At 66.5% G+C, this 25,484-nt stretch carries 29 protein-coding genes; 18 read left to right on the forward strand and 11 right to left on the reverse strand.

From position 1 onward, the window contains the following. The first annotated feature begins 24 nt into the window (after positions 1-24). The 8 genes from jaqu_RS18385 (at position 25) to aat (ending at position 8,361) form a co-directional block, all read left to right on the forward strand. Positions 25-1,239: a branched-chain amino acid ABC transporter permease gene (locus tag jaqu_RS18385; protein ID WP_043920609.1), complete on the forward strand. Its 1,215-nt coding sequence runs from the start codon at positions 25-27 to the stop codon at positions 1,237-1,239. A 2-nt stretch (positions 1,240-1,241) separates the two neighbouring features. Further along, positions 1,242-2,003 carry an ABC transporter ATP-binding protein gene (locus jaqu_RS18390; protein WP_043920481.1) on the forward strand — a complete coding sequence of 254 codons (762 nt, stop codon included), beginning with the start codon at positions 1,242-1,244 and terminating at the stop codon, positions 2,001-2,003. 77 nt (positions 2,004-2,080) lie between these two features. Continuing rightward, positions 2,081-2,836 carry an ABC transporter ATP-binding protein gene (locus tag jaqu_RS18395; RefSeq protein WP_043920482.1) on the forward strand — a complete coding sequence of 252 codons (756 nt, stop codon included), beginning with the start codon at positions 2,081-2,083 and terminating at the stop codon, positions 2,834-2,836. Between the two features lie 91 nt (positions 2,837-2,927). Then, complete coding sequence (gene acs / locus jaqu_RS18400) at positions 2,928-4,895, forward strand: acetate--CoA ligase (protein WP_043920483.1); 1,968 nt, start codon at positions 2,928-2,930, stop codon at positions 4,893-4,895. A gap of 256 nt (positions 4,896-5,151) precedes the next feature. After that, positions 5,152-5,646, forward strand: coding sequence for a hypothetical protein (locus jaqu_RS18405; protein ID WP_043920484.1), 495 nt, complete (start codon positions 5,152-5,154; stop codon positions 5,644-5,646). An 88-nt stretch (positions 5,647-5,734) separates the two neighbouring features. Then, positions 5,735-6,226 carry an acetyl-CoA carboxylase biotin carboxyl carrier protein gene (gene accB, locus jaqu_RS18410; protein ID WP_043920485.1) on the forward strand — a complete coding sequence of 164 codons (492 nt, stop codon included), beginning with the start codon at positions 5,735-5,737 and terminating at the stop codon, positions 6,224-6,226. 10 nt (positions 6,227-6,236) lie between these two features. Next, entirely contained in the window at positions 6,237-7,586 is a 1,350-nt protein-coding gene (accC, locus tag jaqu_RS18415; protein ID WP_043920486.1) for an acetyl-CoA carboxylase biotin carboxylase subunit, read from the forward strand. A 130-nt stretch (positions 7,587-7,716) separates the two neighbouring features. Then, entirely contained in the window at positions 7,717-8,361 is a 645-nt protein-coding gene (aat, locus tag jaqu_RS18420) for a leucyl/phenylalanyl-tRNA--protein transferase (RefSeq protein ID WP_043920487.1), read from the forward strand. On the opposite strand, the gene jaqu_RS18425 is transcribed toward aat, so the two are convergent. Both jaqu_RS18425 and jaqu_RS18430 read right to left on the reverse strand, forming a co-directional pair. Then, entirely contained in the window at positions 8,342-8,713 is a 372-nt protein-coding gene (locus jaqu_RS18425; RefSeq protein WP_043920488.1) for a DUF2155 domain-containing protein, read from the reverse strand. The two genes, aat and jaqu_RS18425, sit on opposite strands and share 20 nt — an antisense overlap. Continuing rightward, positions 8,710-9,087: an NADH:ubiquinone oxidoreductase subunit NDUFA12 gene (locus jaqu_RS18430; protein WP_043920610.1), complete on the reverse strand. Its 378-nt coding sequence runs from the start codon at positions 9,085-9,087 to the stop codon at positions 8,710-8,712. Before jaqu_RS18430 ends, jaqu_RS18425 begins: the two co-directional genes overlap by 4 nt. 156 nt (positions 9,088-9,243) lie before the next feature. On the opposite strand from jaqu_RS18430, the gene jaqu_RS18435 reads away from it, so the two are divergent. Then, positions 9,244-10,551 (forward strand): O-acetylhomoserine aminocarboxypropyltransferase/cysteine synthase family protein, encoded by a 1,308-nt coding sequence (locus jaqu_RS18435; protein ID WP_043920489.1) that lies wholly within the window; start codon positions 9,244-9,246, stop codon positions 10,549-10,551. After that, positions 10,548-11,201, forward strand: a complete 654-nt coding sequence (locus tag jaqu_RS18440) for a hypothetical protein (protein WP_052501070.1) — start codon at positions 10,548-10,550, stop codon at positions 11,199-11,201. Before jaqu_RS18435 ends, jaqu_RS18440 begins: the two co-directional genes overlap by 4 nt. Before the next feature lie 57 nt (positions 11,202-11,258). Here the strand turns inward: jaqu_RS18440 and jaqu_RS18445 are convergent, their stop codons facing one another. From jaqu_RS18445 to jaqu_RS18455, 3 genes are all read right to left on the reverse strand, one after another. After that, complete coding sequence (locus jaqu_RS18445; RefSeq protein WP_043920490.1) at positions 11,259-11,465, reverse strand: cold-shock protein; 207 nt, start codon at positions 11,463-11,465, stop codon at positions 11,259-11,261. Between the two features lie 136 nt (positions 11,466-11,601). Beyond that, a complete protein-coding gene (locus jaqu_RS18450) occupies positions 11,602-12,081 on the reverse strand; it encodes a MarR family winged helix-turn-helix transcriptional regulator (RefSeq protein WP_043920491.1) in 480 nt (159 codons plus the stop codon). After that, positions 12,074-13,192 carry an Acg family FMN-binding oxidoreductase gene (locus jaqu_RS18455; protein ID WP_043920492.1) on the reverse strand — a complete coding sequence of 373 codons (1,119 nt, stop codon included), beginning with the start codon at positions 13,190-13,192 and terminating at the stop codon, positions 12,074-12,076. Before jaqu_RS18455 ends, jaqu_RS18450 begins: the two co-directional genes overlap by 8 nt. Before the next feature lie 129 nt (positions 13,193-13,321). On the opposite strand from jaqu_RS18455, the gene jaqu_RS18460 reads away from it, so the two are divergent. Then, complete coding sequence (locus tag jaqu_RS18460; protein WP_043920493.1) at positions 13,322-14,497, forward strand: alpha-hydroxy acid oxidase; 1,176 nt, start codon at positions 13,322-13,324, stop codon at positions 14,495-14,497. 107 nt (positions 14,498-14,604) lie between these two features. On the opposite strand, the gene jaqu_RS18465 is transcribed toward jaqu_RS18460, so the two are convergent. Further along, positions 14,605-15,750, reverse strand: a complete 1,146-nt coding sequence (locus tag jaqu_RS18465) for an MFS transporter (RefSeq protein ID WP_043920494.1) — start codon at positions 15,748-15,750, stop codon at positions 14,605-14,607. 148 nt (positions 15,751-15,898) lie between these two features. Between jaqu_RS18465 and jaqu_RS18470 the strand changes: the two genes are divergently transcribed. Continuing rightward, positions 15,899-16,567, forward strand: a complete 669-nt coding sequence (locus tag jaqu_RS18470; protein ID WP_043920495.1) for a 50S ribosomal protein L25/general stress protein Ctc — start codon at positions 15,899-15,901, stop codon at positions 16,565-16,567. 3 nt (positions 16,568-16,570) lie between these two features. On the opposite strand, the gene jaqu_RS21990 is transcribed toward jaqu_RS18470, so the two are convergent. After that, the gene (locus jaqu_RS21990; protein ID WP_052501071.1) at positions 16,571-17,194 is read right to left on the reverse strand and encodes a TetR/AcrR family transcriptional regulator; all 624 of its coding nucleotides are present in this window, start codon (positions 17,192-17,194) and stop codon (positions 16,571-16,573) included. A gap of 79 nt (positions 17,195-17,273) precedes the next feature. Between jaqu_RS21990 and jaqu_RS18480 the strand changes: the two genes are divergently transcribed. The 6 genes from jaqu_RS18480 (at position 17,274) to jaqu_RS18505 (ending at position 22,468) form a co-directional block, all read left to right on the forward strand. Then, positions 17,274-18,110: an alpha/beta hydrolase family protein gene (locus jaqu_RS18480; RefSeq protein WP_043920496.1), complete on the forward strand. Its 837-nt coding sequence runs from the start codon at positions 17,274-17,276 to the stop codon at positions 18,108-18,110. Positions 18,111-18,138: 28 nt separating this feature from the next. Further along, on the forward strand, positions 18,139-19,068 hold the full coding sequence (locus tag jaqu_RS18485; protein WP_043920497.1) for a hypothetical protein: 930 nt from the start codon (positions 18,139-18,141) through the stop codon (positions 19,066-19,068). 47 nt (positions 19,069-19,115) lie between these two features. Continuing rightward, positions 19,116-19,805, forward strand: a complete 690-nt coding sequence (gene pth, locus jaqu_RS18490; protein ID WP_043920498.1) for an aminoacyl-tRNA hydrolase — start codon at positions 19,116-19,118, stop codon at positions 19,803-19,805. A 104-nt stretch (positions 19,806-19,909) separates the two neighbouring features. Further along, positions 19,910-21,073, forward strand: a complete 1,164-nt coding sequence (locus tag jaqu_RS18495) for a serine hydrolase domain-containing protein (RefSeq protein ID WP_043920499.1) — start codon at positions 19,910-19,912, stop codon at positions 21,071-21,073. Between the two features lie 141 nt (positions 21,074-21,214). After that, the gene (locus jaqu_RS18500) at positions 21,215-21,637 is read left to right on the forward strand and encodes a DUF2237 family protein (protein ID WP_043920500.1); all 423 of its coding nucleotides are present in this window, start codon (positions 21,215-21,217) and stop codon (positions 21,635-21,637) included. A gap of 39 nt (positions 21,638-21,676) precedes the next feature. Beyond that, positions 21,677-22,468, forward strand: a complete 792-nt coding sequence (locus jaqu_RS18505) for an alpha/beta hydrolase (RefSeq protein ID WP_043920612.1) — start codon at positions 21,677-21,679, stop codon at positions 22,466-22,468. A gap of 7 nt (positions 22,469-22,475) precedes the next feature. On the opposite strand, the gene jaqu_RS18510 is transcribed toward jaqu_RS18505, so the two are convergent. The 4 genes from jaqu_RS18510 to jaqu_RS18525 all read right to left on the reverse strand — a co-directional run bounded on the left by jaqu_RS18510 (position 22,476) and on the right by jaqu_RS18525 (position 25,452). Beyond that, positions 22,476-23,009: a helix-turn-helix transcriptional regulator gene (locus tag jaqu_RS18510; protein WP_043920501.1), complete on the reverse strand. Its 534-nt coding sequence runs from the start codon at positions 23,007-23,009 to the stop codon at positions 22,476-22,478. A 15-nt stretch (positions 23,010-23,024) separates the two neighbouring features. Beyond that, positions 23,025-23,549: a PepSY domain-containing protein gene (locus jaqu_RS21775; protein WP_161793905.1), complete on the reverse strand. Its 525-nt coding sequence runs from the start codon at positions 23,547-23,549 to the stop codon at positions 23,025-23,027. A 48-nt stretch (positions 23,550-23,597) separates the two neighbouring features. Next, the gene (locus jaqu_RS21995; protein WP_043920503.1) at positions 23,598-24,071 is read right to left on the reverse strand and encodes a hypothetical protein; all 474 of its coding nucleotides are present in this window, start codon (positions 24,069-24,071) and stop codon (positions 23,598-23,600) included. Positions 24,072-24,285: 214 nt separating this feature from the next. After that, entirely contained in the window at positions 24,286-25,452 is a 1,167-nt protein-coding gene (locus jaqu_RS18525) for a slipin family protein (RefSeq protein ID WP_043920504.1), read from the reverse strand. Positions 25,453-25,484 lie beyond the last annotated feature (32 nt).

Genomic DNA, 25,484 nt, shown 5'->3' on the forward strand with positions numbered 1-25,484 from the left:
CGGGCCAAGGCGCGTGAAAGCACCGTGCTTGGGCTGACGCGAAAAGACCTGACACTCCTGATCGTGGTGGCGATCCTGACCGTGTTCGCACCCTTCATCCTGAACCCGTTTCCCGCCGACAGCGCGCTGGCGCAGTTCAACGCGGGCTACCCGGACCTGATGCAGCGCTTCGTGATCTTCGGGATCTTCGCAATCGGCTTCAACATCCTCTTCGGCCTGACGGGTTACCTGTCCTTCGGCCACGCGGCCTTTCTGGGCGTGGGCTCGTTCGCGGGCGTGTGGATGTTCAAGCTCCTGGGGATGAACGTGCTCTACGCGATCGTGGCCTCGGTCGCCTTCGCCGGGCTCTTCAGCGTGGTCGTGGGCTTCGTCTCGCTGCGCCGCTCGGGCATCTACTTCTCGATCCTGACGCTGGCTTTCGCCCAGATGTCCTTCGCGCTGGCCTATTCGGTGCTGACGCCGATCACCGGCGGCGAGACCGGCCTGCAACTGGCCAAGACCGATCCGCGCATCTTCGGACAGAGCATCGCCGATGACGGCAACATTCCGGTCCCGTCCTTCTTCGGGCTCGAGATGCGCGATTCCACCACGCTCTACATGGGCGGGTGGGAGTTCACGCTGAACGTGGGGTACTACCTCTGCGCTGTTGTGATGCTGGTCGCCTTCTACGTCGCGATCCGCATCTTCCGGTCCCCCTTCGCGATGATGCTGCGGGCGGTGAAGTCGAACCAGCAACGCATGAACTACACCGGTCTGAACCCCAAGCCTTACATGCTGGCGGCCTTCGTGATCTCGGGCATGTATGCCGGTCTCGCCGGTGGGCTGATGGTCTCGATGGACCCCCTCGCGGGCGCAGAGCGGATGCAGTGGACCGCCTCGGGCGAAGTCGTCCTGATGACCATCCTCGGCGGCGCGGGCACGCTGATCGGCCCGGTCCTGGGCGCGGGCTTCATCAAGTATTTCGAGAACATCTTCTCGAAGATCAACCAGGCTACGCTCGAAGGCTGGTTCTCGGTCTTTCCGGACGGGTTGTCGGACCTGCTGGTGACCTTGGTCTACCCGTTCGTCGGCAAGGGGTGGCACCTGACGTTGGGCATTCTGTTCATGCTGGTCGTCATCTTCCTGCCCGGCGGGCTGGTCCAGGGTGGCCAGAAGCTGGCGACCGTGTTCCGCCGCGACAAGAACGCAAACGCTGTCGAAGGACCGGCGGCCGATCAACGCAGCCAGGCGGGAGAGTGACCATGGGCATCCTGGAAGTCCGCGACGTCTCCAAGAATTTCGGCGGCCTTAAGGCCCTGTCGGACGTCAACCTCTCGGTGGCCGAGGGCACCGTTCACGCGATCATCGGCCCCAACGGCGCCGGCAAGTCGACCCTGCTGAACTGTCTTGTCGGCAAGCTGATCCCCGATACCGGCTCGGTCAGCTTCGAGGGCCAGTCGGTGCTCGGCCGCAAGCCGCACGAGATCAACCAGATGGGCATTTCTCGCGTGTTCCAGACGCCCGAGATCTTCGGCGATCTGAGCGTGCTTGAAAACATGATGATCCCCTGTTTCGCCAAGCGCGACGGCGCATTCGAGCTGAACGCCTACGGACGCATGATGGCCGACGGCGAAATCGTCGAGCGCGCGGAGCACATGCTCGAAGACATGAACATGGCCGACAAGCGGAAAATGCACGCCGCCTCGATGTCGCGCGGCGACAAGCGGCGGCTCGAGATCGGCATGTGTCTCGCGCAGGAACCGCGCCTGCTGCTGCTGGACGAGCCGACGGCGGGCATGGCGCGGGCGGATACCAACAACACGATCGATCTGCTCAAGCAGATCAAGGAGGACCGCCCGATCACGATCGCCATCATCGAACACGACATGCACGTCGTGTTCAGCCTGGCCGAGCGGATCACCGTGCTGGCCCAGGGCACCCCCCTGGTCGAAGACACGCCCGCCAACATCAAGGGACATCCCAAGGTGCGCGAAGCCTATCTGGGCGAGCAGTCGGGCCATTGACGGTGCGGCGGGGTGAACCCCGCCCTACCCAACCGTAGGGCGGGGTTCACCCCGCCGCAGACCGAAAGGATACCACGATGAACGTCAAGCCAGACTTCACCCGGCACGCGAACCAGGCCGCCACCGCGCCAGCCTTCTTCAGCGTCCACGACATCCACGCCTATTACGGCGAGAGCTACATCGTCCAAGGCGTCAGCTTCAACGTCCATGAGGGCGAGATCCTGGCCCTTCTGGGCCGCAACGGTGCCGGCAAGACGTCCACCCTTCGCACCTGCGCCCGCGTCGGAGACCCCGAGTTGCGCAAGGGCGAGATCTGGCTCGATCACCAGCCGCTCCACAAGATGAAGGCGCATGAGGCGTCCGCTGCGGGCCTCGGTCTCGTTCCAGAGGATCGGCGCATCATCCCCGGCCTGACCGTCGAAGAGAATATAAAGCTGGCGCAGATCGCCCCGCCCGTCGGCTGGGGTCTCGACCGCCTCTACGAGCTGTTCCCCCGCCTGGGCGAGCGCCGCAAGCAGGAGGGGACGACACTTTCGGGCGGCGAGCAGCAGATGCTCGCCATCGCCCGCGCCCTGGCCCGCGACGTCAAGGTCCTGCTGCTGGACGAACCCTACGAAGGCCTGGCCCCGGTGATCGTGGATAAGATCGAAGAGGCGCTGATCGAGATCAAGTCGCTCGGCATGACGACGGTGCTAGTGGAGCAGAATGCGGTCCGTGCCCTGAAGCTGGCGGATCGCGCGGTCATCCTCGACACCGGCGGGATCGTCTTTGACGGCACCGCGGCAGAAGTGCTCGAGAACGAGGAGCTTCGGGCAGAATATCTGGCGATCTGATAGCGCAATCGCCGACCAAAGCACCACTTGCGGGCGAACCCCTTTCGTCCGACCACGGGTCTGGAAGAGGGACCCAAGGGAGGAGCACCAGATGCTTGACGAGACCGAAAAGACCTTCCCCCCCAGCGACGAGATGGCGGCGAGCGCCCATGCCGACCGGGCGACCTACGACGCGATGTATCAGGCGTCGATCGAGGATCCCGAAGCCTTCTGGGGCGAGCATGGCAAACGCCTCGACTGGATCAAGCCGTATGGGCGCGTGAAGGACACGACCTTCGGCCCGGGCGAGGTCTCGATCAAATGGTTCGAGGACGGCACGCTGAACGTCTCGTCCAACTGCATCGACCGTCACCTGGCCGAGCGGGGCGACCAGACCGCGATCATCTGGGAACCGGATGATCCCAATTCCGTCGATGGCGGCGGCGCCCAGCACATCACCTATCGCCAGCTTCATTCACACGTCTGCAAGATGGCCAACGTCCTTAAGGCACTGGGCGTGAGCCGCGGCGACCGCGTCGTCCTCTACCTGCCGATGATCCCTCAGGCGGCCTACGCGATGCTGGCCTGCGCCCGGATCGGCGCCATCCATTCCATCGTGTTCGCGGGCTTCTCGGCCGATGCCTTGGGCGCGCGGATCGACGCCTGCGATGCGAAGGTCGTGATCACGTCCGATGGCGCGCCGCGTGGCGGGCGCCAGACCAACCTCAAGGACAACGTCAACCAGGCGCTGCTGAACGATTTCGACGAGGTGAAGTGCCTCGTGGTCAAGCGCACCGGCCAGCAGATCGCGTGGCGCAACGGGCTTGATTACTGGCTGCACGAGGAAGAAGAGAAGGTCTCCGACGACTGCCCCGCCGAAGAGATGGGCGCCGAGGATCCGCTCTTCATCCTCTATACGTCCGGCTCGACCGGGCAGCCCAAGGGCGTGGTGCACACGTCGGGCGGCTATCTCGTCTATGCCGCGATGACGCATCAATACGTCTTCGACTACAAGGACGGGGATATCTTCTGGTGCACCGCCGATGTCGGCTGGGTGACGGGTCACAGCTACATCGTCTACGGCCCGCTCGCCAACGGCGCGACGACGGTCATGTTCGAAGGCGTGCCGACCTTTCCCGATGCCGGCCGCTTCTGGGAGGTCTGCGCCAAACACAAGGTCAACCAGTTCTACACCGCGCCCACCGCGATCCGGGCGCTTATGGGCAAGGGCGACGAGTTCGTCAGCAAGCACGATCTGTCGTCCCTGCGGATCCTCGGCACGGTGGGAGAGCCCATCAACCCGGAGGCGTGGAACTGGTACAACGAGGTCGTGGGCCAGAGCCGCTGTCCGATCGTCGACACCTGGTGGCAGACGGAGACAGGCGGCCATCTGCTGACGCCCCTGCCCGGCGCGACGCCGCTGAAGCCCGGCTCGGCGACGCTGCCCTTCTTCGGCGTGCAGCCCGTCGTGCTGGAGCCGCAGACGGGTGAAGTCATCCAGGACACCGAAGCGGAGGGCGTGCTCTGCATGGCCGATAGCTGGCCCGGTCAGATGCGCACCGTCTGGGGCGATCACGAGCGGTTCGTGAAGACCTACTTCTCGGACTACAAGGGCTACTACTTCACCGGCGACGGCTGCCGGCGCGACGCCGACGGCTACTACTGGATCACCGGCCGCGTCGACGACGTGATCAACGTCTCCGGCCACCGGATGGGAACCGCCGAGGTCGAAAGTGCGCTCGTGGCCCATTCGAAGGTCGCCGAAGCTGCGGTGGTGGGTTACCCGCATCCGGTCAAAGGCCAGGGCATCTATGCCTATGTCACGCTGATGGGCGGCGTCGATCCGACCGACGAGCTGCGCAAGGAATTGTCCGACTGGGTCCGCAAGGAGATCGGCCCGATCGCCAAGCCTGACTGCATCCAATGGGCTCCCGGCCTTCCGAAGACCCGCTCGGGCAAGATCATGCGCCGCATCCTGCGCAAGATCGCCGAGAACGATTACGGCAGCCTGGGCGACACGTCGACGCTGGCCGAGCCAGAGGTGGTCGACGACCTGATCGAGAACCGGATGAACCGCTAGCGCGGCTTCGATCCCCACCAAGTCATCCGGGCTCAACATCCCGGATTCCAGCGGCGCCGGACATCCCGGCGCCGTTTTTCGTATGTGACCAGGCAATTGCAGGTGTCCCGACCCGGCGCGGAGGCCCGTTAACCTTCATGAACGAAACCCTGCGCAACGGCCTCCGAATTAATGCCTGGGTAACATTTGCGAACGACGATCCTCCGGGAGGGGCGACCGACATGGGGTCGGACCAGACCCCGGAGAGGAGACGCGCATGTCGTTCATCGGAAGTATTCTGGGCTCGCCCCCACCGCAAAGCACGAACCCCAATCCGCCCCCACCGTCCGATCCGGGCGACGGCGGATCGACGACCGACGGTCCGCCGCCGGTCGAAGAAACAGGTCAGACCGACGGCTCGAACCAGACCGATACCGGCGGACAGGACAACGGCGGATCGGCGACGAATGGCGGCTCGCTCGCAGCTGGCGACGTGAAGGGGCCGACCCCGTATCTGGCGCGGCCGACAATCGACGAAACCGCGGTCGCAGAGGCCGCCCAACGCGCATCCCGTCTGGATGAGGCCTTCGAAATCCGCTCCGACGAAGACGTGGCGCGGCAACTCGCCGAAGCCGCGCAGGACCGCGAGGCGGCCAAGACGCTGATCGCCTCGATCCAGCCCCCACCGGAGAACGCGCCGTCGTTGCCAGGCGACGCCCGCGCGATCCGGAATGCGGAGCCCGAACCGCGCGATCCGGCCCGCGCCGGCTGATAAGGCGACGGGTCGTGTCATGCGCGGCCCGCTTCCATATACCACGCCCATGCGCTAGGTCCGCACGAAACATCGCAGCGAGGACCGCATGGGCAAGAGCCACGACAGCGACGTCGCCTTCATCGAGGCACTGGCCGAGCTTCTGCGCAAGAACGACCTGACCGAGATCGAGGTCATGCGCGAATACGGGGAAGACGACGGCCTGAACGTCCGGATCTCCCGGCAGACCGCTGTCGCGCCGCCCGCCGCCGCACTGGCCGCACCGGTCCCGGTCGCTGCTCCTGCCGCTCCAGCGCCCGCTACGCCCAGCGCCGGCGCCCCCGCGACCGAAGACCCGGCGCAGGATCCCGGCGCCGTGACCTCTCCGATGGTCGGCACGGCCTATCTCGCCCCGGAACCGGGCGCCCCAAATTTCGTCTCGGTCGGCGACAAGGTCGCGGAGGGTCAACCACTCCTCATTGTCGAGGCGATGAAGACCATGAACCAGATCCCCGCCCCCCGCGCGGGCACCGTGAAGCGCGTCCTGGTCGAGGACGGCGCCCCGGTGGAGTTCGGCGCCCCCCTCGTCATCCTCGAGTGAGGGCCGCGCGATGTTCAAGAAGATCCTGATCGCGAACCGGGGCGAGATCGCTCTGCGCGTCGTCCGAGCCGCGCGCGAAATGGGCGTGGCGACCGTCGCCGTCCACTCCACCGCCGACGCGGACGCCATGCATGTCCGCATGGCCGACGAATCCATCTGCATCGGCCCCGCGCCGGGCTCGCAATCCTACCTGTCGATCCCGGCCATCATCTCCGCCTGCGAAATCAGCGGGGCGGAGGCGATCCATCCGGGCTACGGCTTCCTGTCCGAGAACGCGCAATTCGTTCAGATCGTGCAGGACCACGACCTGACCTTCATCGGCCCCACGGCCGACCACATCCGCGTGATGGGCGACAAGATCACCGCCAAGGAGACGATGAAGAACCTCGGCGTGCCGGTCGTACCCGGCTCGGAGGGCGGGGTCCCGGACCTTGAGGCGGCACAGGCCTTGGGCGACGAGATGGGTTATCCCGTCATCGTCAAGGCCACGGCCGGTGGCGGCGGTCGCGGGATGAAGCTGGCCAGGACGGCGGCCGACATGGCGAACGCCTTCCGCACCGCACGGTCTGAAGCCAAGGCGGCCTTCGGCAACGATGAAGTCTACATCGAAAAGTATCTCGGCCGGCCCCGTCATATCGAGGTACAGGTCTTCGGGGACGGCAAGGGCAACGCGGTCCATCTGGGCGAACGCGACTGCTCGCTGCAACGGCGTCACCAGAAGGTCTTCGAGGAAGCGCCCGGCCCCGCGATCACGCCCGAGCAGCGCGCAGAGATCGGCCGCACCTGCGCCGAGGCCGTCGCCGCGATCAACTATGCCGGAGCGGGCACGATCGAATTCCTCTGCGAGGACGGCAATTTCTACTTCATCGAGATGAATACGCGCCTTCAGGTCGAGCATCCCGTGACCGAAGCGATCTTCGGCGTCGATCTCGTGCGCGAGCAGATCCGTGTGGCCGCAGGCTATCCGATGTCGTTCGCGCAAGACGACCTCACGATCAACGGTCATGCGATCGAGGTCCGCATCAACGCAGAGAAGCTGCCGAATTTCTCGCCCTCGCCCGGGCGGATCACGCAGTACCACGCGCCCGGCGGTCTGGGCGTGCGGATGGATAGCGCGCTCTATGATGGCTATTCGATCCCACCGTATTACGACAGTCTGATCGGCAAGCTGATCGTCCACGGAAGGGACCGACGCGAGGCGTTGGCGCGTCTCCACCGCTGTCTGGGCGAGATCATTGTCGATGGCGTCGACACGACGATCCCGCTCTTCCGCGCCCTCGTCGAGGAGCAGGATATCCAGACGGGCGATTACACGATCCACTGGCTGGAGAAGTGGCTGGAGGAGAACCTTCAGGGCTAGCCATGGGCGCTGCCCGATCCCGCGGCGTGACGCCCTCCGGCTGCCCCGTCGGCACACACTGACGAATGTCTGATGCGTTTTGTCGCTCTGCGCCCTAGGCGGATCGGATCTTCGTCTCTACCTTTGCGTCATGCCTCGCGACGCCCCTCCCGTCACGGCCGAAACGCTTCTGATGGCCTATGCCTCGGGGGTTTTCCCGATGGCCGAGACACAGCACGACCCGGAGATCTACTGGGTCGATCCCGAGAGGCGTGGCGTGCTGCCCCTCGACGGATTCCGCATGTCGCGCAGTCTGGCCAAGACGATCCGCCGCGGCGGCTTCGATGTCACCCTCGACGAGGCGTTCGACGGCGTTCTGCAAGGCTGCTCCGATCGAGACGAGACATGGATCAATGCCCCGATCGCCCAGCTTTACCGTCAGTTGCATCGCATCGGCCTCGCCCATTCGTTCGAAATCTGGGACGGGCCGGATCTGGTCGGCGGCGTCTACGGTGTCACGCTGGGCAGCGCGTTTTTCGGCGAGTCCATGTTTTCACGGATGCGGGACGCCTCGAAACTCGCGCTGGCCTGGTCGGTCGCCACGCTGGCGCGAGACGGCTATACGCTGTTCGACACCCAGTTCCTGACGGATCACCTGGCCTCGCTGGGCGCGGTCGAGATCTCGCGCCGCAGCTACCATGCTCAGTTGCGCGATGCCCTGGACCGGACTGCCAAGCTGAAACGACCCCTGCCCGGTCCCGACGGCGTGCTGGCGCTCAGATCGAGAGACAGTTGAGAATCCAGACGTCGTAGCGCCGATGCTCCAGCGCGTTCAGCGCGGGGCTGGAGGCGACCATCCAACCCGCGAACAGCTCCTGCACGGCGCGCGCATCGACGACCTGGATCAGGCCGAACGCATCCCCGGCCCGGTTGTCCGCCGGGTAGCGGCATTCGTGAAGCGTGATCTGAAGGGGACCGTAGGCCATGGTCTGCCCGACCCCCATCTCGACGTCGATGACCTCGCCCGACACCTTGTCCAGCGTCCGCAGCGTGGCGCCGTTCGCCGACTCGGTGCGAACCGCGTTCGGCTCATCCTGGGCAGCGACAGGCAGGGCCAGCGCCGCCACGATCAGCGCCGCGCGGATCATTCCGGGCTCCAGGCCTCGTAGTCGGTCTGCGGCTTGACGTCGGCGCGGCGCAGGCTGCCTTCGCGGAAGAATGCCCCTTCGGTTCCCGTCAGATTCTCGTGATGCGGCTTTTCCCAGGTCTTGCGGGCAAACGGCTCTTCGGTCGGGGGCTTGGGAAAGGTGTGATGCAGCCAGCCGTACCATTCCGGTCCCACACGGCTGGAATCGTTCTGGCCCGCGTAGATGACCCACCGCCGGGTGTCGTCGCCGTTGCGGTAGTAGATGTTCCCCTGCTCATCCTCGCCGACCTTGTGGCCATGGCGCTTGGTGAAGAGCTGGGTTCCGACGCTCTGGCCGTCCCACCAGGTGACGAGACGCTTGATCAGGCTTGCCATGGGGCCCTCCGCAGGCCGGGTTCCGGTCATTCTTCGTCCTATAGAAGGGGCGCGGGCGGTCAAGGGGGACCGCCGCGTCTTGGCGCCGCCCTGCCGGGGGCGTAACGTGCCGCCCGACGCGGACCCGCAGGGCCGCGAGCCAGACAGGGGGAGACCATGACCCAGACGCGCCAATACGGCTTCGACACGCTCCAGATTCACGCCGGCGCCCGCCCGGACCCGGCGACGGGTGCGCGGCAGACGCCGATCTACCAGTCCACGGCCTTCGTCTTTCGCGACGCGGACCATGCCGCTGCGCTGTTCAACCTTCAGGAAGTAGGCTTCATCTATTCGCGCCTGACCAACCCCACCGTTGCCGTCCTGCAAGAGCGGATCGCGACGCTAGAGGGCGGCGTCGGCGCCGTCTGCTGCTCGTCGGGGCACGCGGCGCAGATCATGGCGCTGTTCCCGCTGATGCAGCCGGGCTGCAACGTCGTCGCGTCCACGCGGCTCTACGGCGGGACGGTCACCCAGTTCAGCCAGACCATCAAACGCTTCGGCTGGTCGGCCAAGTTCGTCGATTTCGACGATCTGGATGCGGTCCGTGACGCCATCGACGACAATACCCGCGCGGTCTTCGGCGAAGCCATCGCCAACCCGGGCGGCTACATCATGGACGTGCGCGCCGTTGCGGACGTGGCGGATGCGGCAGGCGTCCCGCTGATCATCGACAACACCTCTGCCACGCCGTATCTTGTCCGTCCTATCGAGCATGGCGCCACGCTCGTCGTGCATTCGACGACCAAGTACCTGACCGGTAACGGTACGGTCACCGGCGGAGCGGTGGTCGATTCCGGCAAGTTCGACTGGTCCGCCAGCGGCAAGTTCCCCAGCCTGTCGGAGCCGGAGCCCGCTTATCACGGCCTTCGCTTTCACGAGACGTTCGGCAACCTCGCCTTCACCTTCCACGGCATCGCCATCGGACTGCGCGACCTCGGCATGACGATGAACCCGCAGGCCGCCCACTACACCCTGATGGGGATCGAGACGCTGTCGCTGCGGATGGAACGTCACGTTCTGAACGCCCAGAAGATCGCGACCTGGCTGGAGCAACATCCGGCGGTCGAGAGGGTGACCTTCGCGGGCCTGCCGTCCTCGCCCTACCACGAGCGGGCCAAGACCGTCTGTCCCAAGGGGGCAGGCGCGCTATTCACCTTCGCGCTCAAGGGCGGCTACGACGCCTGCGTGAAGTTCATCGACTCGGTCGAGATCTTCAGCCATGTCGCCAATCTGGGCGATACACGCTCGCTCTGCATCCACTCCGCCAGCACGACCCACCGCCAGCTCTCGCCCGAGCAGCAAGAGGCGGCCGGCGCGGGACCGAACGTCGTGCGCGTCAGCATCGGGATCGAGGATGCCGACGACCTGATTGCCGATCTGGATCAGGCGCTCGCCAAGGCGGCGCCGCAGATGGCGGCGGAATGACGCTCCGGCCCCTCGGCCCGGCCCTCTGGCTGGCCGAGGGGCCCACGATCAGGGGGGCGGCCGGGTTTCGCTTTCCCACCCGAATGGCGATCCTCGAAGCCGAAGACGCTCTGGTCGCCGGTCGACCGCACCCCCGCCCTGGCCGAAGCCGTAGAGCGGCTGGGCCCGGTCCGGCGCATCATATCGCCAGCGTTCTCCATCGCACCTGGATCGGGACCTGGCGCGACGCCGCGCCCGACGCCATTCTCGTCGGCGCGCCGGGGGTCATCGACGCCGATCTCACCGTCGGGGACGGCCCGGTGCCGGGCCATCCCGATCTGGAGGCGGTTCTCTTCCCCAACAAGATCGCGACCGAAGCCGTGCTGCTGCACGCCGCGTCCCGCACGGTGGTCTTCACGGATCTCGTTCAGCAGATGCCGCCCGGATGGTATCGGGGATGGCGTGCAATCGTTGCGCGCCTCGACCGGATGACCGGGCCCGAGCCGGCCGTTCCGCGAAAGTTTCGCCTCGCAACTAGGGACCGGCCTGGAGCACGCGCCGCGCTGGCACGCATCCTTAACTTCGCGCCGCAGCGTCTGGTCGCGGCCCATGCCCCACCCATAGAGAGGGATGCGAAAGCACATGTGGAGCGGCTCTTCGCCTGGCTCTGATCGGCAACGAAAAAGGGCGCCCCAAGCGGAGCGCCCCAGGTCTTCATCCAGCCTGCATCAGGCCAGTTGGATGTTCACAGCCGATTCGCGGCCGTCACGGCCAGCTTCCAGGTCGTAGGTGACCTTCTGGTTGTCGGCCAGATCACGCAGGCCCGCACGCTCTACGGCAGAGATGTGAACGAACACGTCCTTGCCGCCGCCATCGGGGGCGATGAAGCCGAAGCCCTTGGTGCTGTTGAACCATTTGACGGTGCCAGTTGCCATCGTCTCTCTCCTTCTTGTCCTGCCCACAGGATGCGGCAGGTCGGCTCGTCAGTGCTGATCGGATGACTGGGCCGTAAAGGAGCAGTGTCGATAGAATAACGTCGCACCGCGCACATCTGCGCTTCCGGCCCAAAATTCAAGGGGAATGGATGTCCGGCGGCGGCGGATCGCCGTCCCGCGCGCGATCCAGAACCTCGCGCAGGATCACCAGATTGGGCATGAGGGCCTGCAGCGTACCCGGCGGTAGCGCCTCCAGAACCGGGCGAAATGCCTCGGTCGCCCGCTCGATGGCCTTGTCACGAAAGGCCCTGCCGGCCGGCGTGATCCAGACCCGCTTGGATCGCCCGTCGTCCGGGTTGGGGCGCAACTCCACCCAACCCTGCCGCTCTAACACCGCGACGTTATGGCTCATCGTCGTCTTCGGGATCTGGAAGGCGCGTGCCATCTCAAGAGGCGTACGCCCATCCGAGACCCGGACCAGGTGATTGAGCACCGAGAAATGCGGCAGCAGAACCCCGTCTGGCAGATCGGCCTCGAACCGGGTGCGGCTGAGTTGGTTCAGGATGCCGATCTCGGTGAAGACCGAGAAGGCAAGGGCGGTGTCGTCGTCAAACACGTCTGATGCGGGTCTCCAGCGGCCAGCGCGGAGTGCGCGGCGTGAGATCTCCATAGCCCAGAAGCCCGAGCATCTGAACCGTCTCGCCCTGCTCTGCGAACTCGGCGTGGATCGCGGCGTGATGCTCCGCCATCTCCGGATATTCCTGGAGAGCCTGGCTGACGGGACGCAGGGCGAGCCCTGCACCGGTCGCAGCGAGGTTCAACCGGATCCAGCGGCGACCCGCTTCGATCTGGTCGCGGCGCTCGTTTCCGGCACTCCGCTGGACGACCACGGCCGGCGCGCTCCGCATGATCGTCAACGACTCGTCGAGAATGGCCTTTGTTTGCGGGTGGTCGAGATCGGCCGCGTCTTCGCGGGTATAGACCCCAAGCCGCTGGCCGATCTCGGGCATGATGCCGCCGACATCGATCCCGTCCGGCTGCGCTTCGATTTCAGCCCGGCCGATCCGCAGCAGGTCGACGCTTTCCTGCCAGGCGGCGGGTGTTGTCGCCTCGACCTCCCAAGCCGCAAGGGCGATGTCCTGAAGACGATCCCGCCTGGGTCCGCCGAGATACAGATCGCCCAACCCGTTCAGCGAGGACGCCGCTTCGGGCGTCACGGCGCGGTCGGCGAACATCTCCTTGTGCGACCGCCGCTCCATCACGTGGGCGAACAGGGGATCGGGGGCGGCGGCGTCCTGGATCAAACGCAGCTTCGCGACCGGCGCATCAGGCGCCTCGCCGTCCGGAAAGAGTTCTTCTTCGATCCCATAGCCTTCTTCAGCGGCGGCCATCCGGCAGAGTTCGAGAAAGCACCCCATCCCGATCGTAAGCTGTCTGCCGAACGGGTCCGTCACGGGCAGGTCGCGACCGGGATCGCGCCAGATCGTCATGGCGTCGTCGTCGTCCAGCCGCACCTCCCACGGCTGACGGTTGTGCGGGTTGGGTGCCAGCAGGGCCCAGGACAGGGCCCGCTCGCGCGGGTCGGCATAGCCGCCTGCCAGCGACCAGGGCTCAAGCGCGGCGTGCGGCGTTCTGGTCAGGACGAATCCGCCCGCGGCTGCGCCTGCGGCGAGGATGGTTCCGCCCCCGACAAGGGCGACGAAGGATCGACGGGAGAGATCGGGCATCGGAGGCATCCTTTAGTACAACTATGCACTATCTAGTACAACAATGTACGAAATACAACCGCGCGGATCGGGATTGCCGTTGCCGCCGTAATTGGTAAAAAGTATTGACCAATTCAGCGGAGCGGCCGAATGCCTGTCATCACCGAGATCGAGGATCTTCACCGCCTCTACCGTCGGCGCGTCCCCAAGATGTTCTACGATTACTGCCAGTCCGGGTCCTGGACCGAGCAGACCTACCGCGAGAACGAGACCGACTTCGACCTGATCCGTCTGCGACAGCGCGTCGCCGTGGATATGGAAAACAGGTCCACCGCCTCGACCATGATCGGCCGCGACGTGGCGATGCCCGTCGCGCTCGCCCCGGTCGGTCTGACCGGCATGCAGCATGCCGACGGAGAGATCCTCGCCGCCCAGGCGGCCGAGGCGGCTGGCGTTCCGTTCACACTCTCTACCATGTCGATCTGCTCCATCGAGGATGTGGCAGAGCACACGTCGAAGCCGTTCTGGTTCCAGCTTTACGTGATGCGCGACGAGAAGTTCGTCGACGCTACGCTGGAACGCGCGCGGGCGGCCGGCTGCGACGCCCTTGTCCTGACGCTGGATCTTCAGATCCTCGGGCAGCGTCACAAGGACCTGAAGAATGGCCTCTCCGCCCCGCCGAAGCTGACACCGGCCTCGATTGCGAACATGATGACCAAGGTCCGCTGGGGGCTGAACATGGCGCAGACGAAAAGACGCTTCTTCGGCAATATCGTGGGCCACGCGGACGGGGTCGGCGACGCATCGTCCCTCTCATCCTGGACGGCCGAGCAATTCGACCCGCGGCTAGACTGGGACAAGGTCAAGCGCATCGCCGACAAGTGGGGCGGCAAGCTGATCCTCAAGGGCATTCTGGACGCCGAGGACGCGCGCATGGCGCTTCAGGTCGGCGCGGATGCCATCGTGGTGTCGAACCACGGCGGCCGGCAACTCGACGGGGCGCTCAGCTCGATCCGCATGCTGCCGGAGATCGTCGACGAGGTCGGATCCAGGACCGAGATCCACATGGATGGCGGTATCCGCTCGGGTCAGGACGTGCTCAAGGCGCTCGCTCTGGGTGCGCGCGGCACCTATATCGGCCGCGCCTTCATCTACGGGCTGGGCGCGATGGGCCGAAAGGGCGTCGAGACCGCGCTGGAGGTCATCCGAAAGGAGTTGGACACGACCATGGCGCTGTGCGGCGAAAAGAACGTGCACGACCTGGGCCCGAACAACTTGCTGGTGCCCAAGGGCTTTCGTGGCGAATGGGAAGGGCGCAACGCCTGACTTGTCGTTGACCGTCGGTCACGCCTCGGCGCACTTACCTGCCGCCCACGGCCGCGTTTCGACATCGTCGGGGCGCCGCCGGCCGGTCAGCCTCCTGACCCGCCCCCTTAACGGCCCCAGTCGCGCTGCATCAGGATCAGCGTCAGCGGCCAAGCCACTGCCAGCAGCACGGCCACGCCGGCGAACGCCCAACGGAGGCCGAACGCCTCCGCCCCCAGTCCCATCGCGGCCGGTGCGACGAAGAACCCCAGAAAACCGATGATGGCCACCCGCGCGATCACCGCCGTCCGGAGCGCGGGCGGTGCTAGCCGACCGGCAAGCGCGAGCCCCATGGGACCGATCACGCTGATCCCCAGCCCCATCAGGCCGAAGCCGAGATAGGCGATCGCGGGAACCGGCGCGGCCGCTGCGATCAGGACCCCGACCATGGCCAGCGTGGCAGCCGCCCGGATCACCTTGCCTTCGGCGAAGCGCGCGGCGACCGCCTGCCCGAAGAACCGCCCGACGGCCATCGTCAATCCCAGCATCGCCGGGCCGAATGCGCCCTCCGCGGCGCCGCCGCCCAGCGTCCGTTCGATATGCAGGGCCGACCAGGCTTCGACCGTCGCCTCGGCCATGAAGGCGACCAGCACCACGCCGCCGCACACTCCGACCAGCAGAACCGGCAATCGCGTGTCCGCCGTCTCTCCGGTCTCGGGCCGGTCCGACACGTCCATCACCTGAAAAGGCGCGAGACCGAGCAGGACCACCGCCAGCGCGACGAAGATCTCCTCCGGCGCCCAGCCCGCCTCCCTCAGCGCGCCGGTCATGACGGCCGACGTCGCATAGGCGACCGAGAACATGGCGTGGTTCGCATTCATCAGCGACCGGCCGCTCCGCGCCTCGATCTCGCTGACGCGGGCATTCATGACCACGTCGGTCAGACCCGAACACGCCCCCAAGAGCGTGAGGGCCAAAAAGAAGCCGAGGGGAGTGGCGACCCAGCCGGGGCCGAGGGCGGCCACCGCCAGAAGCATCGTCGCCGTGGGCATCGCCCAGGCGGCCATCCGTCTGTCCCACCGGGGCGCGACGAACAAGGTCGTCGACAGCCCGATCGCCGTGCCCAGCAAGAGCAGCCCGAAGGTCGCGTCGTCCACACCGATCCGCGCCTTCAGGACGGGCGCCATGGCGGCAATGCACCCCCAGCAGGTTCCAACGGCGACGAAGGCCAGAACAGGGGCGCGGGACAGCGCGAGAGCGGACAGAATCTGCATGTCTCCGCCTGCCCCAGCGGCGGCGCGCAGGCAATCCGGCGCAGGCGCAAAACCCGCTTGCCAATCGTGGAACGGCCCCCTAGACGGCGGGCTTCACATGACGCGGGCGGCACCCTTGGAGGCCGCCCTCTACGTAAGGAGATACATCATGGCTGGTGAGATTCCTGATCTCGTCGCTCATGCACGTTCGGGGACGGGCAAGGGGGCCGCTCGGGCATCGCGTCGCCGGGGCATGGTCCCGGGCGTCGTCTACGGGGGCGGGTCCGATCCGCTGCCGATCGAGCTGCCCTTCAACGAACTGCTCAAGAAGCTGAGGGCGGGCCGTTTCATGGCCACGCTTTGGAACCTTAAAGTCGAGGGGCAAGAGGACGTGCGCGTCATCGCCCGTGACGTCCAGCGCGACGTGGTCAAGGACCTGCCGACGCATGTCGACCTGATGCGCCTGCGCCGCACGTCGAAGGTGAACCTCTACATCCAGGTGGAGTTCGAGGGCGAGGACGATTGTCCCGGCATCCGCAAGGGCGGCGTCCTGACGGTCGTGCGTCCCGAGGTCGAACTGCGAGTGACCGCCGGCGATATCCCCGAGAAGCTGGTGGCTTCGGTCGCGGGAATGGAGATCGGTGACACGCTGACCATCTCGGACATCACGCTGCCCGAAGGTGCGAAGCCGACGATCGACCGCGATTTCACGATCGCCAATATCTCGCCGCCCTCCGGTCTTGCCTCCCAGAAGGACGAGGACGACGAGGCGCCCGAGACCGAAGTCATCAACCAGACCGACGACAAGGTCGAGGATGAGCCGGCCGAGGGCAACTGAGCCTTACGGCAGGGATCTGATACGGGGCGCCTTCGGGCGCCCCATTTCATTCCGGGCCAGCGCCTTCAGGATCGGCGCCACGTCCCGCATCCGGGCGGCATCGTCATGAGCCCGCGCTTGCGCCCAGGCCCCCTGCACGACCGTGAGCGAGGCCCGCGCCAGCGCCGCGGGATCGCTTGCACCCAGCCGGGCGTAGTGATCGGCAAAGGCGGCTTCCCAATCGGCGAAGATCGACCGCGCGCGCTCGGCGAATTTCGGCGGCCCGCCCCCGTCGATCAGGGTCGAGGTCACGGGACAGCCGCGCCAGTCGCCGTGGCGCGCAAAGGCCCGCTCCATCCCCGCCGCGAACACATCGAGCGCCTCTTCCAGCGTCTCCGCGTCGGCCATCGCCCGGTCCAGCATTCGCAACATCACCTTGCCGCCGACATCCGCGCAGGCCAGTGCAAGATCTTCCTTGCCGCCGGGAAAATGGTGGTAGAGCGAGCCTTTCGGCACGCCCGCCGCCTTCAGGATCTCGGCGATTCCGGTCCCCGCATAACCTCTGACGCGAAAGAGCTGCGACGCGGCGGCGATCAGCTTCTCGGGCGTCGTCAGCGATCGCGGTGGCGGGTCTTGGGTTTCGGACATGAGGGGACTTTACAGGATTGGACCGATCGGTCTAGCCTGCCTCTAGACCGATCGGTCCAACAGCGAGGAGCGTCCGCTCATGTCCACACCGACCGCCGAGGATGTCGTGATCCCGGGGCACGCGCCCCTCGCCGGCTGCCTGATCATGCCGGGCGGAACGCCGCGCGCGGCATGTGTCATCCACGCGGCCACCGGCACCCCTGCCGGGTTCTACCGCGCCTTCGCCGACTGGCTCGCCGGAGAACGGGACGTCGCGGTCCTCATCTACGATTATCGGGATTTCGGCCGTTCGGCGCGGGGCCCGATCCGGCACTCCCGCGCAACCATGAGCGATTGGGGCATCAACGACCAGCAGACGGCGCGGGATTGGCTGGCGGCCCGTCTGCCGGACATCCCGATCTGGGTCATCGGCCACTCGTTGGGGGGCATGATGCTTCCGTTTCAGATGGGCCTTGCAGGCATCTCGCGGGTCGTCACGGTGGCCTCTGGCGCCGTGCACCTGATGGATCACCCGTGGCCCTATCGGGCCTTTGCCGCCTCGTTCTGGTTCGGGGTCGGCGCGGCGGCGCATCGGACGCTCGGCTACGTCCCCGGCCGCCTGGTCGGGCTGCCCGGAGACGTCGCGATCCCGGGCGGCGTCTTCACGCAATGGCGGCGCTGGTGCACGCGGGCGGGGTTCCACGCGGCCGATCCGAACCTGCCCGGACCGGACCCGTCGGCCCTCACCTGCCCTACGCGGATGGTCGCCGTTGCCGACGACGCGCTCTGCCCGCCCAAATCGGTCTGGCGTCTGATGCGCGCCTATCCACAAGCACCAAAGCGCCAACTCGTCCTGCGCCCGACGGACGAGCCCATCGGACATCACGGGGTCTTCAGGCGACGGCACGCAGCCCTCTGGCCCGAACTGGTCGACTGATCCTCTGCGGTCATGCCACCCTTTCGGCATGGCGCTTCTCCCTTTCCTCCGCCGCGCCACCTCGGCCTTGTCGCTGGGCGCCATTGTCGTCGCGGTGTCCGAGTTCTGGTTCTACCCGGTCGAGGAAGAGGTCGGGCATCTTGGCATCCTGCTCGCCTATGGGGGCCTCGCCTGGATCTTCCTCGCCGTCTGGTCTCGCCTGCGCGTGCGTGCGGAAAGCATCATCGTCGCAGCCGCGCTGCTCGGCTTCCTGATCGAAGGCGTCCCCGTCCCCGTTCTCTATTCTGCGCCGCCCTTCACGATCCTCTGGACCAGCCTCGCCTGGCATATGCTGATCTCGGTCCTGCTCGGATGGCTCGCGGTCCGGCGTGCCCTTGCCGGATCCCGGGTCATGGCCGCCTCGGTCTGTGCCGCCTTCGGTCTCGGTCTCGGCATCTGGAACGCCTACACCTGGAGCGCGATCGAAGCGCCGCTTGGCATCGTCTTCGCCTGGCGTCCGACCTCGGACTTCGCCGCGCAGGTGGTCGTCGGATACGCCCTCTTCCTCGGCGGGCATCTGGGCGCCGACCGGCTGCTGAGAACCCCGCCCGACATTCCGACCGCAGAGGCCTGGACGCTTGCGGCCCTTGGAACGCTGGTGGCTCTGGCCACGGCAGTCGGGTCGGGTCTTTGGGCGACTGCATGGATCCTGCCGATCGCCGTTCTCGCCTGCCTGTGGGTCCTTCGCCGGGACCTCGCCCTGCGCCCGCGCGCGGCGCCTGACCCGATCGCCTCCGCCCCGATCCCGCTCGGCCGCTGGACCATCACCTTGCTGACCCCCGCCGGAGCGATCGCTGCCTATGCGACGATGTCCCATCTCCGACTGGAACTCGAAGCAAATGTCGCTCTCATCCTGACGGCCGGCCCTCTGTCGCTCTGGCTGCTCGGGCGCGCGATCTGGGCCTGCCTGCGCCGATAGACCTTCGCGCCCTTAGGCACTATCTGCCCCGGCAGGAGGACGACGGCATGGGGACGCAACTCTGGGTGGGGCTAGGCAATCCGGGCGCCAAATACGCGGGCAACCGGCACAATGTCGGTTTCATGGCGCTGGACCGGATCGCCTCCGACCACGGTGCAGCGCCCTGGCGCTCCAAGTTCCAGGGCGAGATCGGCGAAGTCCGCTTCGGGTCCGACAAGGTGATCCTGCTGAAGCCGATGACCTTCATGAACCTTTCCGGCCAATCCGTCGGCGAGGCGATGCGCTTCCACAAGCTGGAGCCCGGCGATGTGACCGTCTTCCACGACGAACTCGACCTCGCCCCCTTCAAGACCCGCTTAAAGACCGGCGGCGGCCATGCGGGGCATAACGGACTGCGCTCGATCCACCAGCATATCGGCGCCGACTACGCGCGCGTGCGGCTGGGCATCGGCCATCCGGGGCACAAGGACCGGGTGTCGGGCTATGTCCTCTCCGATTTCGCCAAGGCAGAGGCCGAGGGCCTCGACGACCTGCTGAGGGGGATCTCGGACGGCGCACCGAAGCTGGCTGCCGGTGACAGGCCGGGTTTCCTGAACGCCATCGCGTTGCGGGCGGCTCCCGCCAGACCCCCGAAGCCGAAACCCGCCCAGCGCGAGGCAGCCAAACCGGAGACGACAGCCGAGCCAGAGGAGGCGCTCTCTCCGATCCAGCGACTCGCGGCGAAGTTCCGCCGCTAGCAGAGGCGAACCTGCCTGAAAGGTCAGGTTTCCCCGCATTGACCCAAAGGCCTCGATCAGGGGAAGTAGACAGACGCATTTCGCTTCCGCACAAGGAGGCGAAGATGAAGAAATGGTTGAGAATAATGGGCGTTTCGGCCTTGGGACTAAGCCTTCTTACAGCCGGCGGCGCATTGTGGAAGCGGGAAGAACTCGCGCGCCTCTGGGCGGTGAACTCGCTCTTCGAACCGGACCGGATCGTCGCGAACTTCTCGAACATGGACCGGGCATTCCTCAATGTCCCTCTGACGATGTCGGGTGACCCGCTGCCCCTCGCCCCGACCGATCCGGTTCCCCTGCCCCGCGGGACCGACGCCTGGCTCACGGAACGGGCGGTCACGGCGCTCGTCGTGCTCCGCGGCGGAGAGATCACCCATGAAAGCTATCACCTCGGAACCTCGGCCGCGGACCGCCGGATCAGCTGGTCGGTCGCCAAATCCTTCCTCTCGCTTCTCACCGGTATCCTTCTGGACGAACAGGTGCTCGCACTGACCGATCCGATCACGAGGCACGTCCCGGCGCTTGCGGCCACCGCCTACGACGGCGCGACGGTCGAGGACGTGCTCCAGATGGAAAGCGGCGTGGAATTCGACGAGGACTACCTCGCCCGAAATTCGGACATCAACCGGATGGGACGGGAACTGGCGCTTGGCGGGACGCTCGACGGGTTCGCCGCTGGCCTGTCTGCCCGGGCGCGCGCGCCGGGCGAGGCGATGCAATACGTCTCGATGGACACCCATGTCCTCGGCATGGTCCTGCGTGGGGCCACGGGTCGCGAGATCCCCGAACTCCTTTCGGAACGGCTGCTCGGACCGATGGGTGCCGAGGGACCGGGCTACTATCTCACCGATGGGTCCGGCGTCGCTTTCGTCCTCGGCGGTCTCAACCTGACGACGCTGGACTACGCGCGCTTCGGTTTACTCGTGGCGCGCGACGGACGGCGCGGCGAAAGACAGATCGTCCCCGCCGACTGGGTCCGGCGCGCCACAACCGCCAGCGCGCGCACGGCACCCGGCGAGACGCGCTACGGATACCAGTTCTGGATCCCCGCCGAGCCCCGCTCAGGAGAAGTCCTGGCGCGGGGCATTTACGGACAATACGTCTATGTCGACCGCGCACGGGATATCGTCGTCGCGGTGAACGCCGCGGACCGGAGCTTCCGCGAGCCCGGCGCCTTCGAGGCAAGCGTCGAGATGATGCGCGCCATCGCCGACGCGCAGATGCGTTAGGGCGGCCCTTCTCCCGACCGGCCTGTCGGCCGTGTCCCGAGCCATCTCACTCCGATTTCGATTTTCATGCCATGTGCAGGGGGCATCCCGACCTTGGCCCGGGCGATCGCGCCCCTAGGTCCCTCCACAGGAGGACAAAACATGCCGACCGATCGCGAAGACGATTCCCGCCCGGGCCGGGCTCCGTCCCGGAACGTGCTCGGCGGAAAGCTCTCGCCCTGCTCGACCGATCCGGTAACCGGGTTCTTCCGCGATGGCTGCTGCAATACCGGACCGATGGACACCGGATCGCACACGGTCTGCGCGGTGATGACGGCGGAGTTCCTCGCCCATTCCAAGTATCTCGGCAACGATCTCAGCACGCCCCGCCCGGAATTCCGGTTTCCAGGCCTCAAGCCCGGCGACCGCTGGTGCCTTTGCGCTGCGCGCTTCCTGCAAGCGCATGAAGAAGGGGTCGCTCCGCAGCTTCTGCTCGGCGCGACGCACGAGCGGGCACTCGATATCGTCCCGCTCGAGGTGCTCCGCGCCTACGCGATGGAGGACCCGGAGCCAGAGCGCCGCTGATGGATCGACACATCCATGGGCGCATCCGATCTCCATAGGATGCGCCGCTTTACCCTTCGCCTGACGTGGATCGTAGCACTCGGCTACATGGCCGTGGTGACCGCGCTCTATCTGGCACAGGATCGTTTGATCCATGTGGGATGGGCGGGACCGGCGCCGCAGGCCGTCGCCGCGATTCCCGGTCTGACGGAAATCAGTGTCGAGAGCGATGCGGGATACCTGCGCGGCTGGCACCGGCCTGCCGCATCCGGCCGCCCGACACTGATCGTCTTTCACGGCAATGGCGGGTTCTATTGGCGCCGCCTGGACGCATTCGCGCAGCGCGGCTGGGGCATCCTGCTCGTGCCCTATCGTGGCTATGCGGGCAATCCCGGCGCCCCTGACGAGGCGGGATTGATGGAGGACGGACGCGCGGTGCTGGCTCATGCGCGCGGCGTGCTCGGCCTGCCCGCCGAGGACATCCTGCTCTATGGAGAGTCTCTCGGAACCGGCGTGGCGGCCCGGATGGCTCTGGAACCGGGGGGGTGGCGCGGCCTGATCCTCGTCGCCCCGTACACGTCCGTCGAGGATCGGGCGGCGGAACTCTACCCGTGGGTCCCGGTGCGAACCCTGCTGCGGGACCGCTTCGCCACCGATGAGATCATCGCGCGCGTCGAGGCGCCCATCCTGATCGTCCACGGCACGTCGGACCCGGTGATCCCCGTGGCCCATGGCCGCGCTCTGGCCGCCCTCGCGCCCGAGACCAAGACGACATGGATCGATGGCGCGGGGCATATTCTTCCGGTCCCGACCGTCACGCGGGCCATCGCCGAATTTCTCGGCACCGGCTAGCTGAAGGTCAACCGTTCGCGGCGACGGGGTCCTGGCGGTCGGGTTCGCCCTCGGGGAGCAGGGTATCGTCCATGAGCGACTCGACGAACAAGCCCAGCAGGGCGGCCCGGCCCGAAACCCCCGCCTTGCGATAGATCGCGGCGGCCTGCGCCTTGACCGTACCCTCGGAGGTTCCGCGGACCGTCGCGATCTCTCCGAGCGACAGCCCCTTGAGCGAGAACAGCGCCACGTCCCGCTCGGCAGGGGTGAGCTGCCAATCCTCGAACCGCCCTTCGATCAAGTCGTGGAACGCCCCCGATGCAATGCGCAGACTGTCCTCGGCCTGCCTCGCCCGCGCCTCCGAGCGTCTGATCGCGACGAGGCCCGCAACGGTTCCCAGGATCAGACCCACGGCGGCCCCGATCTCGATAAATTCGCGCGTCTGCCACTCGATCGGCGTCGTCCGCAATCCGAGGACGGAGATGACGATATCGGAGACGAAGACGACCGCACAGAAGGCCTGCACGGTCACGAGAAAGATGACCGGCGCGCTGCGCCTCACAGATCGAGCCGACGATCAGTCATCATCGTCGTCGTCATCATCATCGTCGTCATCATCGTCGTCGTCGTCGTCGTCATCCTCATCATCTTCATCATCGTCGCCGCCGCCATCGTCGCCGCCGTCATCGCCACCATCGTCATCGTCGTCGTCGTCGCGACCTCCGCCGCCGCCGCGATCGTCATCCCGATCGTCATCATCGTCATCGCGGCCGCCGCTTGCGCCCCGATCGTCATCGTCGTCGCTCCGCGCGCCCCCTCTCCGGTCGGCATTGGAGATCAGTCCCCTCTCATTCGTCCCGTCCGTCCAGAAATCGCGCAGGATCTCTCCGGTAGACGGATTCAGAATGATCTCTCGCGTGTGCCGGCTGTTGCGTGCGACGATCCGCATCCGGCGGAGAAGGGTCCGGCTCACCCGGATATCCCGGTAGCCCTGCGCGCGGAGTTGCCGGATCACCTGATCGACGGCAGCGGCCCGCGCCGGGCCAGCGGCCGCGACGACAAGCGCCGCGACCCCCGATGAGATGAAGTCACGCCGTTTCACGCCTGTGCCTGGAAACGACGCAGCAACAGAGGCCCGCGCGCGGCGGCGTCAATCGTCGTCGTCATCCTCGTCATCCCCATCGTCATCGTCATCATCATCATCATCGTCGTCGTCATCATCGTCGTCGTCGTCATCTTCATCGTCGTCATCGTCATCGTCATCGTCATCATCGTCGTCATCATCGTCGTCATCATCGTCGTCATCATCGTCGTCATCGTCGTCATCATCATCATCGTTGTCGTCACGAGTGTAGTCGCGATCGCCACGGCTTCGGTCGTCATCATCGTCATCGTCGTCGCTGTCGTCACGCGCCTCCGCAATCGTGATGAAGCCGTCATCGTCGTCATCGGCCCGATCCAGGTACCGGGCGGCGCCGCGATTGCCAAAGGCGCTGCGCAACTCGTCTTCGGACAGGCGGCGATCCCCGTCCCCGTCGATATCCGAGAACCGGGTCTGCGCATGTGCAGAAACACCGACGAGCATGGTGGTGCAGAGAATGGTTGCGATGAGCTTGGTCTTCATGGTCCTGATCCTCTCGAAGCGGTCATGGCCGGCAGGTGGCCGATGCCTCGAAGGAAGCCGTCGATTGTGGCAGCAAAGAAGCGGGCTGCGGTTTACGGATGGGTGCCTCAACCGGTGGCGGACGTCCATAAACCCGGGTTTACGGACCAAAGCGACAATCCCTCCGCTCGCCCGGGAATTGGACCGCCCGGATTTCTCCGGACGGTCCGTTCTCTCAGTCGCGCAGGCGCACGATGTCGCCCAGCAGGCCCCCGGTCCCGTTATGGACCGTGAGCCGTTCGACGCGCGAGGCCACCGTTTCCAGCGCCTCCAGCTCCTTCAGACGCAGCATGACGGGATTGTCCGCCATGACCTTCGCCGTGTTGAGTAGCGCGCGGGTCGCGTTGGTCTCTTCCCGACGCCGGATCACCGATGCCTCGGCCTCCTTCTCGGCGGCCACGACCGCCGTCAGGATGTCGCGCATCTCGCCGGGCAGGATCACGTCCCGCAGCTCGATGGCGCCGACCTCGACCCCGAAGCCACGCGCTTCGGTGCGCACGGCCTCGGCGGCATCCGCGTCGAACGCCACCTTGTCCGCCAGAAGCTGGTCCAGCGTCCGCGTCCCCACGATCCGCCGCAGGGCCAGTTGCAGGGACCGATGCAGCGCCTCCTCGAAGTCGCGCACCGTGGACACGGCCGCCCGGGCATCCGTCACGCGGTAGCCCGCGGTCAGGTTCACCCGCAGCGTGACGCGGTCGCGGGTCAGGACTTCCTGACCGGTCACGTCGTGGACCCGCGTCCGCAGATCGACCAGCTTCGATCCTACACCCGTCGCGGGCGGCAGGACCCAGTGGCGACCCGGCGCAAGCTCGGCCACGACCACCCCGCCTTCCGTCAGGAAGCCGAGATGCCCATCGGCGACGTCATACGCCTCCAGCCCCAGCGCCTTGGCCGCAAGAGCCGTGGACCGGGTCCGGTCGCGCGCGACCAGCCGGTCCCCCAGCCCCGTAGGCAGCAGGCCCGCCGCACCCACGGCATGGCGCTCCAGCTCCCATGGCCCGCCCGCCTTCCAGTAGACCCGGGAGGCGAGAGGCGCGACCGTGGCGTAAGGCTGACCAGCCCGCAGGATCACGATCATTTCGTCCGCGCCGGCCTCGACACGCATCAAGTGCGTCTCGGCCAGATCGGCATCGGCCCGCGACAGGGCCGCGATCGTGCTCTGGGCGACGGCGGGCGCGTTCAGGTCGAACAGCTCGACCGTCTCGTGCTTGCGATCCAGGCGATGCTCGCCCGGTCCCAGCACGTCGACCAGCCGCCCCTTGCGGGACTTGAGGCCCAGTTGCGCCTCGGTCAGCGTGATCCGGCGGGTGCCGGTCAAAAGATCCATCAGTCGTTCCAGCATCTCTCGTCTCCTTCGGTCTCCTTCGTTTCGGT

Source organism: Jannaschia aquimarina (assembly GCF_000877395.1).
GTDB lineage: Bacteria > Pseudomonadota > Alphaproteobacteria > Rhodobacterales > Rhodobacteraceae > Jannaschia > Jannaschia aquimarina.